Source organism: Wolbachia endosymbiont of Drosophila innubila (assembly GCF_021378375.1).
In the GTDB taxonomy this organism is placed as follows: domain Bacteria; phylum Pseudomonadota; class Alphaproteobacteria; order Rickettsiales; family Anaplasmataceae; genus Wolbachia; species Wolbachia pipientis.
Genome location: NZ_CP076228.1, coordinates 309,858 through 322,510, shown reverse-complemented (window position 1 = coordinate 322,510; position 12,653 = coordinate 309,858). Strand labels below are relative to the sequence as shown.

8 protein-coding genes are annotated in these 12,653 nt (G+C 36.7%); 5 read left to right on the top strand and 3 right to left on the bottom strand.

All coding sequences use genetic code 11. From position 1 onward, the window contains the following. Positions 1–12 precede the first annotated feature (12 nt). Entirely contained in the window at positions 13–1,815 is a 1,803-nt protein-coding gene (gene aspS, locus J4T77_RS01590) for an aspartate--tRNA ligase (protein ID WP_190321288.1), read from the top strand. 61 nt (positions 1,816–1,876) lie between these two features. Continuing rightward, positions 1,877–3,139, top strand: coding sequence for an MFS transporter (locus tag J4T77_RS01585; RefSeq protein ID WP_190321238.1), 1,263 nt, complete (start codon positions 1,877–1,879; stop codon positions 3,137–3,139). A 7-nt stretch (positions 3,140–3,146) separates the two neighbouring features. On the opposite strand, the gene J4T77_RS01580 is transcribed toward J4T77_RS01585, so the two are convergent. Both J4T77_RS01580 and pdhA read right to left on the bottom strand, forming a co-directional pair. Continuing rightward, entirely contained in the window at positions 3,147–4,070 is a 924-nt protein-coding gene (locus J4T77_RS01580) for an RluA family pseudouridine synthase (RefSeq protein ID WP_006279888.1), read from the bottom strand. A 408-nt stretch (positions 4,071–4,478) separates the two neighbouring features. Then, the gene (gene pdhA / locus J4T77_RS01575) at positions 4,479–5,459 is read right to left on the bottom strand and encodes a pyruvate dehydrogenase (acetyl-transferring) E1 component subunit alpha (protein WP_006279887.1); all 981 of its coding nucleotides are present in this window, start codon (positions 5,457–5,459) and stop codon (positions 4,479–4,481) included. Between the two features lie 55 nt (positions 5,460–5,514). Between pdhA and hemJ the strand changes: the two genes are divergently transcribed. Both hemJ and miaB read left to right on the top strand, forming a co-directional pair. Beyond that, positions 5,515–5,943 (top strand): protoporphyrinogen oxidase HemJ, encoded by a 429-nt coding sequence (gene hemJ, locus J4T77_RS01570; protein WP_010082641.1) that lies wholly within the window; start codon positions 5,515–5,517, stop codon positions 5,941–5,943. A gap of 239 nt (positions 5,944–6,182) precedes the next feature. Beyond that, the gene (gene miaB, locus J4T77_RS01565; RefSeq protein ID WP_190321239.1) at positions 6,183–7,502 is read left to right on the top strand and encodes a tRNA (N6-isopentenyl adenosine(37)-C2)-methylthiotransferase MiaB; all 1,320 of its coding nucleotides are present in this window, start codon (positions 6,183–6,185) and stop codon (positions 7,500–7,502) included. Between the two features lie 139 nt (positions 7,503–7,641). Here the strand turns inward: miaB and J4T77_RS01560 are convergent, their stop codons facing one another. After that, the gene (locus J4T77_RS01560) at positions 7,642–9,108 is read right to left on the bottom strand and encodes a peptide MFS transporter (RefSeq protein WP_190321240.1); all 1,467 of its coding nucleotides are present in this window, start codon (positions 9,106–9,108) and stop codon (positions 7,642–7,644) included. Positions 9,109–9,284: 176 nt separating this feature from the next. Between J4T77_RS01560 and J4T77_RS01555 the strand changes: the two genes are divergently transcribed. Then, the gene (locus tag J4T77_RS01555) at positions 9,285–12,620 is read left to right on the top strand and encodes a class I tRNA ligase family protein (protein ID WP_190321241.1); all 3,336 of its coding nucleotides are present in this window, start codon (positions 9,285–9,287) and stop codon (positions 12,618–12,620) included. The last annotated feature ends 33 nt before the right edge of the window (positions 12,621–12,653 follow it).

The following is a 12,653-nucleotide window of genomic DNA, read 5'->3' as shown; positions in this document are numbered from 1 at the left end:
AGTGAAACAAATATGAACTGCTACAAGACTCACACGTGTGAAGAATTAAGAAAGAATGATGTAGAAAAGGAAGTTACCCTTTCTGGATGGTTATATCGTAAGCGCGACCATGGTAACCTAATTTTTGTTGATTTAAGAGACTTCTACGGAATCACTCAGCTAGTATTTAATAATGACAAAGACTTTTTTGATGAGATATCAAATTTAAAATTGGAGAGTGTAATTACTGTTACAGGAATAGTTGAAGCTAGAACTGAAGATACGGTAAACAGCTCTATTTCTACCGGAGAAATCGAGGTGATAGTCAACAATTTGCGCGTTGAGTCGGAAGTTGAGTTCCACTTTGATGAAGAAATAGCAAAAGAAGAAAGAAGTATATTGGCAAGCATTACCGGCGAGCAAGAATACCCAGAAAACATGAGATTTAAATATCGATTTCTTGACTTAAGACGTGAAAAAGTCCGCAACAATATTATTTTGCGCTCACAAATTATTGCAGAGCTCCGCAAGCTCATGATAGAGCGAGGATTTTTAGAGATTCAAACTCCAATACTCACTGCTTCCTCTCCTGAAGGAGCACGCGACTACCTAGTGCCAAGCAGGCTAAATCCTGGCAAGTTCTATGCATTGCCACAAGCTCCGCAGATTTTCAAACAGTTGCTCATGGTTTCAGGGTTTGATAAATATTTCCAAATTGCACCGTGTTTTCGTGATGAAGACGCAAGGGCTGACCGTTCTCCGGGAGAGTTTTATCAGCTAGATCTTGAAATGTCTTTTGTAACTCAAGAAGACATCTTTCAGATTATTGAGTCTACCTTATATAGAGTGTTTGCTAAATTTTCTCGCAAGTCTGTCGATAAAGATTTTCCACGCATTACATACAAAGAGGCAATGCTTAAGTATGGTTCTGACAAGCCAGATTTGCGTAATCCACTATTAATCAGCGATGTTACAGAAATTTTTCGTGATTCAGGGTTCAATATTTTCAAAAGCAATATTGAGCGTGGTATGGTAGTGAGAGCCATCCCTGCACCTAAAACAGCAGAGGAACCACGCAGCTTCTTTGATAAAAAGATAGAACATGCGCAAAAAGAATTCGGTGCTAAGGGTCTCGGATATATAACGTTTGATAAAGGTGGAACTGCGAAAGGCCCAATTGCTAAATTTCTTGATGAAAATAGGCTAAACCACATAAGAGAAGCAACAAACATAGAGCCAGGAGATAGTGTATTTTTTGCTTCTGACAAAGAGAATGAGGCGGCAAACATTGCAGGAAAAGTACGCACTCTTTTAGGGTCAGAACTCAGTCTTATAGATGATAATATCTTCAAGTTTTGTTGGATCATTGATTTTCCATATTTTGTATATGACGATAAAAGTAAAAAAATCGATTTCTTTCATAACCCATTCTCCATGCCACACGGTGGTCTGAAAGATTTAGAGGACAAAAATCCACTGGATATCCTTGCTTACCAATATGATCTTGTTTGCAATGGAATAGAACTGTCAAGTGGGGCGATTCGTAATAACAAACTGGATATCATGTATAAAGCTTTTGCCATTGCAGGTTATAGCCGGGGAGAAGTTGATACAAGATTCGGTGCACTTGTACGTGCATTCAGATTTGGTGTTCCTCCTCATGGTGGAATAGCACCAGGAGTTGATAGAATAGTTATGCTGCTTGCTGATGAGCCAAATATTCGTGAAGTAATCTGTTTTCCTATGAACCAGCAAGGTGAAGATGTTCTAATGGGTGCTCCTTCCAAGGTGGAGGATAAGCATTTACGTGAATTATCCTTGAAGGTTATTGAATGAAAAATTTTATAGCAAGGAGCACCGGTTAATGATATATTAGGTTATGTTAAATTGAAAGACCATGAATAATATCCAAAAAGCAATACTATCGGGCATGATCTGTAACATGATTGTGTGGTATGAACTCACTCTTTTTGGAGTATTAACAGATACAATCATCAACGTTTTTTTCCCATCAGAAGATCATTATTTGAGTACACTCAAATTCCTTGGTGTTTTTGCAATTGGTTTTTCGTTTAGACCAATTGGTGCAGTAATTTTTGGTTATATGGGAGATAAGTATGGCAGAAGAAAGACTTTACTTACTTCAGTAATATTAATTTCAATATCATCCACAATTATGGGAATTATACCTGGGTATAAAGAAATAGGGTTGCTTTCACCTGTATTGCTTGTGTTTTGTAGAATAGTGCAAGGAATAACTGCAGGAGGTGAAACAAGCATTAATACAGCATTTACGATAGAGCATTCAAAAGATAAAAAAAATCTAGGTTTCTTAGGAAGTATGAAGCCCTTTAGCGGAGCCCTTGGAACGCTCTTATGCATAACAATGATATTTATCTGCAAAAGAGTTACAGGTGAGAACTATGAAATATGGGGATGGAAGTTGCTTTTTTATTTTTGCTTTTTTTGGGGGACAATAGGTTTTTTAACTAGGTACATATTAAAAGAAAGCTTAGCATATAAAACTAATAAGTACGCTAATAATTTAGCACATTCACCATTGTTAGAACTAGTAAGAAACTATAAAAGACCGCTTATTATTTCAATCAATCTGGGAATTGCTCAGAATGCAATTGTCTACGCAGCAATAATGTTTTATAATATATCAATAAAAGAGCTAGTTATTTTATCTATTAGTGTTAAAGATTTAATGAGGATAGTAATACAGGTTGTATTTGCAGCATCTGCGGTACTTTTTGCAATTTTATCTGATAAAGTTGGAAGAAAACGCGTAATGATTCCTGTACTGATTATGCTATCTCTGATTGGTACATGTGTATTACCATTATTATCTTCCGTTAACCACTATGTCGTAATAATAACTTACTTATTGATTACTATACCAGTAGGTGCATCTTTTGGAATATATGGTTCTGTTATTTGTGAACTGTTTCCAACAAAAGTAAGATGCACTGGCGTAAGCTTAGCAAATAATATATCTGCAGGAATTTTTGGTGGCCTTTCTCCATACATATGCATGTGGCTTATAGAAAAAACCGAAACAAAACTTGCAGCAGGCATTTATCTTACTGCCTGCGCATTAATTAGCCTAATATCTGTGCTTCAAATTAAAGCCAAAGACAGAAAAGTTGATTGGTGAAATCGTTTCAGTCGAAAAATAGCGCTTCAATGGATTTTTCGATGTGTTTAGTGATAGGAGCGGTGATAGTGATTTCTTTATTGTTTGGCAGTTTTAAAGATAAAGAATGCGAATGAAGGTGAATTTTATTTGCTATCCCATCAATAAAAGCTTTTTTACCACCATATTTACCGTCACCAAGAATAGGGCAATTTATATGAGCTAAATGTGCACGTAACTGATGGGTTCTGCCGGTAATTGGTTGTAATTTTAAATAAGCAACATTGTGTTTGGATTTTGCTATAATTGAAAAATGCGTAGTGGCATTCTGAGGTGAATTTTCATCAACGACCACTTTTTCTTGACCTGAAACATATTTTTTCACCAATGGATAGTCTATTGTTCCACTATCCTTGCTCGGTATGCCAGAAGTTAATGCTAAATAAGTTTTTTTTACTCTTCGTCCTTTAAATTCTTCCATAAGGTATCTGGCAACATTAGCGTTGCGTGCGAATATTATCACTCCACTCGTATCTCTATCTAGCCTATGGACAATTTTAAATGTTTCTCCCTCTCTTATTTGGTCAAGCAAATCACTCATGCTAATCTTTACTTTTACGCCACCTTGAACGATGACCCCTGCGGGTTTGTTTATAGCTAGTATATATTCGTCTTCATATAATATGTTCTCTCTTAGTAGATTCACTAACTTTTCATTATATTTGCGATCAGAATTAGCGTTTTCAATATAATTCAAGTGCTTCAGCGTTATAGTTTGCCCAGAATTTACTCTATCACTGGACTTTGCTTTGCAATCATCAACTTTGATTAATCCTTTCCTTAAAGATTTTTCAATTACAGATTGCTTTAGATCAGGAAAGATTCTTCTGATGTACCTATCCAGCCTAACGTTATCGTCTTCTATTAATATGGTTTTTATACTTTGTAGCATTCCATTATTTATAATGAATATCTAGTGAAATGTCAATTATTGGTGTCATTCCAGTGTCAAGCACTGGAATGACACCGAAGGGGCTACTGCCGTCATAAAGGAACCAGTGTCAGCTACTCGAATGACAGGAGAAGGAGACTACTGAGATGACAGCTAGCCTGACAACCGTCATCCCGCTGCTTGTTAGCGGGATCTAGAGATACCGCGAATGAATCGCGGTATGACGGTTCGCGGCGGCATGACGTAGAGCTTGCGTTAGCTATACTTTTATACTCACCAACTCAGCTGGATCCAAGTAGTCAGAGCACTGGGATGACAAAAAAAGGAGGGCACTTGGATGACGGGAGAAGGAGCTATTTGGATGACATCGTTTACTATACAATGTTTGTACAGTTCTGGATAAAAAAATTAGCTAACAAATTTATAAACATCAGTATACAGCTCATCAACGCTTGGTTCTTTACTATTTTTGGCAAAATCTTCCGACTTTTTTACTAAATCACGTATTTCCTTATCAATTACTTTGCACTCTTCTTCTGAAGCCATTTTATTATCTGTCATGTATTTCTTTAAAGTGCTTATAGGGTCATGATTTTGCTTCATATCTTCAACTTCTTCTTTTAAGCGATAAGTAGCAGGATCTGACATTGAGTGACCGCGATATCGATATGTCTTCATTTCAAGCAGGATAGGCCCTTTTCCGCTGCGTGTGTGTTCCGCTGCTTCGCTTGTAGCCTCATAAACAGAGAAAAAATCCATTCCATCAACTTGTTTTCCAGGAATACCAAAACTTTCTCCTCTTTTATATAACTCTGTTACTAAAGTTGACCTTTGCACGGAGGTTCCCATTGCGTATTCATTATTTTCTATGATGTAAACCACAGGCAACTCCCACAAAGATGCCATATTAAACGATTCATATACTTGTCCTTGATTTGCAGCACCGTCGCCAAAATATGTAAATACCACATTATCTTTTTTCTTATATTTATTAGCAAATGCTATTCCTGTGCCAATTGGAACTTGTGCTCCCACTATTCCATGCCCGCCGAAGAATTTTTTTTCAACGTCAAATACGTGCATCGAACCACCTTTACCTTTCGAGCATCCTGTTTCTTTGCCGGTAAGCTCTGCCATTACAACATTTGGATCAGAATCACATGCGAGCATTAAGCCATGGTCTCTATAACTTGTGATAAAAGCGTCACCTAATTTTGATGCAGCTTGAGTTCCAACTGCAACTGCTTCTTGTCCTATTGATAGGTGACAGAACCCGCCTATTAATCCCATCCCATATAATTGTCCTGCTTTTTCCTCAAATCTGCGTATGAGTAGCATTTTCCTGTAGAATCCAATTATCTGTTCTTTAGTGAAATTTTCTGCTTTCATATCGATTTCTTTTTCATTAAACTAACACAATACCAGGAATTTTAAATTTTTGCTAATGAACTATTACCACTGGCTTGAGGCTTTTCACGTTATCTCTGTTATCATGTGGATGGCAGGTATGCTTTATTTACCCAGGCTTTATGTCTACCATGCAACTGTAAAACCGGGATCGGAAAATGATAGCTTGCTTCAAACAATGGAAAAGAGGCTACTTAGATATATCATAAACCCTGCAATGCTTTTCTCACTTGGTCTTGGAATTACACTAATGGTTATTAGGGAAGCATATCGTGAAGGATGGTTTCATGTAAAAGCATTTGCAATACTTTTGATGTTAATTATTCATATGCTACTTGCAAAATATAGGAAAAATTTTGCAATGGGTTCGAATAAGAAGTCACATATTTATTTTCGCGTTTTAAATGAAGCAGTTACAGTATTGATAATAGTTATAGTTATTATGGTTGTTGTAAAACCTTTTTGACTGACCTTACCCAAAAAAAGCAGAAAGCTCGTATCTGTTCAGATGCATGGCTAATGTACAATACTGAAATAAAAATTCCAGTGCTCCCTTTCTTGTCATCCCAGTGCTTGACACTGGGATCCAGTTTTTCGTATAATTTTGTCAAAATCTATTGTGCTAGCAAGTTCACTAGCGTCACGCGCTGGTCTGTTAGACATTTACGTGTAGGGTGAAGAAATTTTGAAAAAGACATACCAAATATGAAAGGCCTATATATTAAAACTTACGGCTGTCAGATGAACGTTTATGACTCCGTTTTAATGGAAAATGTAATTAAACCTTTGGGGTTCAACGTTGTTAGTGATGCAGGGAAAGCCGATTTAGTGATACTGAATACTTGTCACATTAGAGAGAAGGCAGCAGAAAAACTTTACTCAGAGCTTGGGAAGATTCATTCGTTACGAAAAGAAATGACTATAGTGGTGGCTGGGTGTGTAGCGCAAGCAGAGGGAGAAGAAGTGTTCAGAAGGGCTCCTTTTGTTGATATTGTTGTTGGTCCGCAGAGTATCGCTACCTTACCGGAGCTGATAGTCAAAGCAAGCAGAAGTAAAGGTCATGTAATAAATACTGATTTTCCTGAAGTTGCAAAGTTTGATAAATTGCCAGATGAATGCTATGGCAATAGCCAGGGGTCTTCTGCGTTTCTTGCCATACAAGAGGGTTGTGATAAATTTTGTACGTTTTGTGTAGTGCCCTATACTCGTGGAGCTGAGTATTCACGGCCAGTGAATGAAATATTTCGTGAAGCATTGAAATTAGTTGCAAATGGGGCAAATGAGATCAATTTGCTTGGTCAGAACGTCAATGCTTACCATGGGGAGTGCGAAGGGGAAGTGTGGGATTTAGGAAAATTAATTAGTCATATTGCTAAAATTGAAAAGCTAGAGAGGATTCGTTATACAACTTCTCATCCAAGAGATATGCATGAATCTCTCTACTTGGCACATGCGGAAGAGCCAAAGCTCATGCCGTTTGTTCACCTGCCTGTGCAGTCTGGTTCGAATAAAATATTGCACGCGATGAACAGGAAACACACCGCAGAGGAGTATTTGGAAATAATAGACAGATTTCGCAAATTGAAACCTGAAATCGAATTTTCTTCTGATTTTATTGTTGGTTTTCCTGGAGAAACCGAAAAAGATTTTGAAGAAATTATGAAATTAGTAGAAAAAGTTAGATATGCTCAGGCTTATAGTTTTAAATACAGCCCAAGACCAGGCACACCGGGAGCGGAAAGAAAAGATCAAGTACCAGAAGAGGTTAAAACAGAGCGCCTTCTTCGTTTACAGAAATTAATTAGTAAGCAACAACTTAAGTTTAACCAGAGTATGGTAGGTAAAACTATACCTGTTCTATTTAGCGATAAAAAAGGTAAACACCAAAACCAAATTATTGGTAAAAGCCCATATATGCAATCAGTGTGCATTGATGATTCTGAAGATAAATACAGGGACAAAATAGTAAATGTGAAAGTGTTGGAAGCTCGGCAGAGTAGTTTGCTGGGGTGTGCATTTCACTGATTTTAAGCAGCGTTAAATATAAATCTTAAGCAAAGAGTATTGAAAAAATGCAATCATAATCTTTTTCAAAAGTTACAAAATTTAATTGCTACCTCTGCTGAACGGATACCTTAAACCTACAAATTTGAGCTTACCTATATCAATTTTTTGTACAAGATGAGTTAGTAACAACTTTATGTATAAAATTGAAGAAGAATAAAAATACAATAACGAGCATTAAATTAAATATTCCCACCTTTAAAAAACCCTCTTTATATATTTCTAAAGATTCTAAATAATTTATTTTACCATTTACTGAAGGAACTGACATAAATTTTGATATTGCAACTTCGGCTAGGTTAGAAAACGCTAATGACAGCATTACTATACCCATCACTACTCCTCTAAGGTTTTTGGGGGCTAGTGTAGTTGCTTGTTCTTGGACTAATGGAGCAATACATAATTCTCCCAGTCCCATAAAGGAGATAGCAATTATTAAATATAAGTATTCTACTTTACCTTCAATGTTAGAGTTTAAACATCCTATGTACAGTGTGAAAAAACACATAGCCATTGTCAGAAGGCCAAGGGTAAACATGGAAGTTGCATATTTTTGCTTAAACTTCATGTATGTTCCAAAAAGAAAGCCAAATATTATAATTGACAAAGGATTTATGGCTTGAGAAACTGAAGCTGGGATTGTTATACCTAATACATTGTTAATAACGTTTCTTTCGGTGAATAAGTTAACCAAAGAGCCAAGCTGCATTTCTAAAGCAAAAAAACACAAGAAAAATACCACAAGAATAGATAATGCCACTAATTTTCGTCTTTGTTCTGCTGATAATTTAGATATTATATAAATAAATATGCCCAGAGCTGTTATTCCAATAAATATGAGCATATTAGTAAAAAATTCACTATGTATAAGCATTTTAGCAATTATTGATGATGACAGAAAGCTTCCTATCAATACTATACCAAAAATTTTAATCCCTAATATGCGCTTATTCATAAGCTCTGGATAAGGAGAAAGGCCGCTATCTCCTAAAAGATTCTGAAATTTGAGAAAAAAGATTAGCCCTATAGACATCCCAATACCAGCTAAACCAAAGCCGTAGTGCCAGCCAAACAAGTGGGCTACATAACCACATGAAATAGAAGCCAATATTGCTCCAATATTCACACCTACGTAAAATAAAGTAAAGCCTCTGCTACGTTCAGGATCGTCTTTGCCATAGCATGAACTAAGTAAGTTAGTTACGTTCCCTTTAAACATACCAGTACCTATGGCTATTAGAGATAAACCTAAATATAATAAACCTGGTTCAAACTTAACCAATGACATGCAAGCATGACCTGCTATCATCACTATCCCTCCAAGCAACACCATGTTGCGGAATCCCATCAACTTATCAGCTAAAAAACCTCCAAGTATTGGTATAGCATAACCTGTTGCAGCAAATAATGAGTAAATAGTAAAGGCCCTCTTATCAGTGAAACCTAAGTGAGAAGTCAAAAATAGGACCAAAAGTGCCCTCATTCCATAGTAAGAGAAACGTTCCCACATTTCAACAAAGCACAACATTTTTAAAAATTGTGGAAACTTATCTGTCTTCTGATCCATAAAATACCCCTAAAGCTTGGGTTAATGTTAAGTAAAACAATAAAAACTGCAAGTAAAACTTAAAAAAAGGTATTGGAAGCTCGGCAGAATAGTTTGTTGGGGTGTGAGCTACGGAAATATTTTTGAATTTGTAATTTTTCAGAAAGCCCTATATTCTTTAGTTTTACATAGCGAACATGAAGTCAAAGCATTATCCTGATACAGTAAGTAGTCCTGATTTTTTATCGTTAGAAAAGGAAATCATAAAATTTTGGCAGGAAAACAAAGTTTTTGAGCGGTCAGTTGAAGAACGTTCCAAGGATAATTGTTTTGTCTTTTACGATGGGCCTCCGTTTGCAAATGGACTTCCGCATTATGGACATTTACTCACTGGTTTCATCAAAGACGCATTTGCAAGATATCAAACTATGCTTCAAAAAAGGGTTGAACGTAGATTTGGCTGGGATTGCCATGGATTGCCGGCTGAGATGGGTGCAGAAAAAGAACTTGGAATATCTGGTAGAACTGAGATAGAGAAGTTTGGTATAGATAAATTTAACGATCATTGCCGTACTTCTGTGATGAAATTTTCATCAGAGTGGGAGAAGTATGTAAATAGGCAAGCAAGGTGGGTAGACTTTCACAATGACTATAAGACTATGGATAAATCATTCATGGAGTCGGTCATGTGGGCATTCAAGCAGCTTTATGATAAGGGTCTGGTGTATGAATCAGTGCGCGTTGTACCATATAGCTGGGCATGCGAAACTCCATTATCTAATTTCGAAACAAGGCTTGATAACGCGTATAGAGAAAAAGTTAGCAAAGCTGTAACTGTTGCATTTGAGCTTTTAGAAAACCCACAGCAATTTAAAAGTGTTAAACGAAAGTGTAAATTACTTGCTTGGACTACAACTCCTTGGACGTTGCCGAGCAACTTGGCTTTAGCAATAGGAAAAGATATTAAGTATTGTGCAGTGTCAGTCCACCCTTTGATGTCATTCCAGCGCGTGACGCTGGAATCTATTTCTGGATCCCAGTGTCTGGGCACTGGGATGACAGGGAGTAGTGAAGGAAGTTCAATGAATGGTGAAATATACATTTTTGCTGAAAGCTACTTAGAGAAATTTATCAGCCACTCTGAACAAAACAATATTCCATATGAAAACTGCAATATAAAACTTAAAGCGAATGATCTTGCAGGTCTTTCTTACAAACCACTGTTTGACTATTTTAAAGACACAAAAAATGCATTTCGCGTTTTTATTGCTGATTATGTGACGGAAGAAGACGGTACTGGCGTTGTGCATACTGCTCCTGGATTTGGTGAGGAAGATTTTTACCTTTGCCAAAGCCATGATATTCCAGTTATTTGTCCAATTGATAACAGTGGAAAATTTACTGCTGAAGTTTCAGATTTGGCAGGGGTTCATGTTTTTGATGCCAATGATACAGTAATAAAAAAATTGAAAGGGCAGGGAAGTTGGTTTAAGACTGAGCAATATATTCACAATTATCCACACTGCTGGAGAACTGACACTCCTTTGATCTATCGAACTATGCCTTCTTGGTATGTTGCTGTTACAAAATTCAAAAGCAGAATGGTAGAGCTAAATAAGAGAGTTAATTGGATACCAAACCACATTAGAGATGGTCAATTTGGAAAATGGCTTGAAGGGGCACACGACTGGTCAATTTCACGCAATCGATTCTGGGGTACGCCAATCCCTGTATGGAAATCAGATGATGCGAGATATCCAAGAGTAGATGTATATGGTTCAATAGAAGAACTGGAGAGAGATTTTAATGTTAAAATAGACGACTTGCACAGACCATTTATCGATACTTTAACAAGACTAAATCCTGATGATCCAACAGGAAAATCAGTTATGCGCCGTGTACCTGACGTGTTTGACTGCTGGTTTGAATCTGGCTCGATGCCATTTGCGCAAATCCACTATCCGTTTGAAAATAAGGAGTGGTTTGAATCTGCGGATTTTATCACTGAATACATAGCGCAAACCAGGGGGTGGTTTTATACGCTCTTTGTATTGTCCACTGCTTTGTTTAATAGGGAACCATTTAAGAACTGCATATGCCACGGTGTTGTTTTGGATGTAAAAGGGCAAAAATTGTCCAAACGTTTGAATAACTATGCAGATCCAATGGAGGTTTTTGATAGATACGGTTCTGATGCACTGCGTTTTCTTATGCTTTCTGGATCTATTATTTGTGGTGGTAATTTGCTACTCGATAAAGAAGGAAACTCAATACGAGATGTTCTGAAAAACGTAATAAAACCTATTTGGAACAGTTATCACTTTTTTACTATGTATGCAAATGCAGATGGAATTAAAGCTGAAGTTTGTAAGGATTATCAAAGTACTATTGATCGCTACATGATTTCCAAATGTTTTGAAGCTGTAGAAAGTATCCAAGCTTCTATGAACAGCTATAGCTCCCAAGAGGCTTGCAAAATTCTGATAGATTTTTTTGAAGTGCTGAATAACTGGTATATTCGTCGCAGTCGCGAGCGTTTTTGGAAAAGTGATTTGGATCAGGATAAAACTGATGCTTATAATGTTCTATATACGGTTTTTTATTACATACTAAGAGCTGCAGCTCCTTTGTTGCCACTTATAACAGAGAATATATGGCAAGGGCTTAAGTATGAAGAAACATCTGTTCATTTGGCTAATTTTCCACAATTAGAGAAGTTTGATAGTCAGCTCATTGCCAAGATGGATCTAGTGAGAGAGGTGTGCAACTCTGCACTTTCGATCAGAAACACTTTTAATATACGTATCAGACAGCCGCTTAGCAGTATGATCATTTATCATCAGTCTTCCTGTAGTTTTCTTGAAGGTGAACCGCTTTCTGTCATCCCAGAGTTCTCTCCTGTTATCCAAGTAGCTGACACTGGGATCCAATGTGCTGCAGATTCAAATGAGTACCAGGAGATGATAAAAGATGAGGTGAATGTAAAAAGCTTGGAATTAGTAAACAGACTTGAAGGTATTGCATCACTAGAGTTAAAGCTAAATTTCCCACTGCTTGGGAAAAGAATTCCAGACAAAATCAAGAAGCTAGTTCAATATGTCAAGGAGGGAAAATGGAAGCAAGTTGAGAATGAGCAGATATTTCTAGGAGACGAATCAGAGAGCTATATTATAGAAAAAGGCGAATATGAACTATTGTTAAAAGCAAACAGTGAATATTCCTCTGTATTTGATAACAATAAAGGGATTGTCATTCTAAATACTGAACTAAATGATGAATTAATTCTAGAAGGGTTAGCGAGAGATGTCGTGAGGCTCATTCAAGAAACCAGAAAACAAGCTGATTTTCATATATCAGATAGAATCAGAGTAATAATCAAAACAGAAGAAGAGAAAATTAAGGAAGCAATAAATACGTGGTTTGAATATATAAAAGAGCAGACCCTTGCCTTATCTTTGGACATTAATACAGAAATTGGAACTAACTTCTATTCTAAGGAATATCAGGATTTAAGTGTTAGTATTGAGCGTTAAATTTTTAATAAAGTTGCAAGATTGTCAGTATTT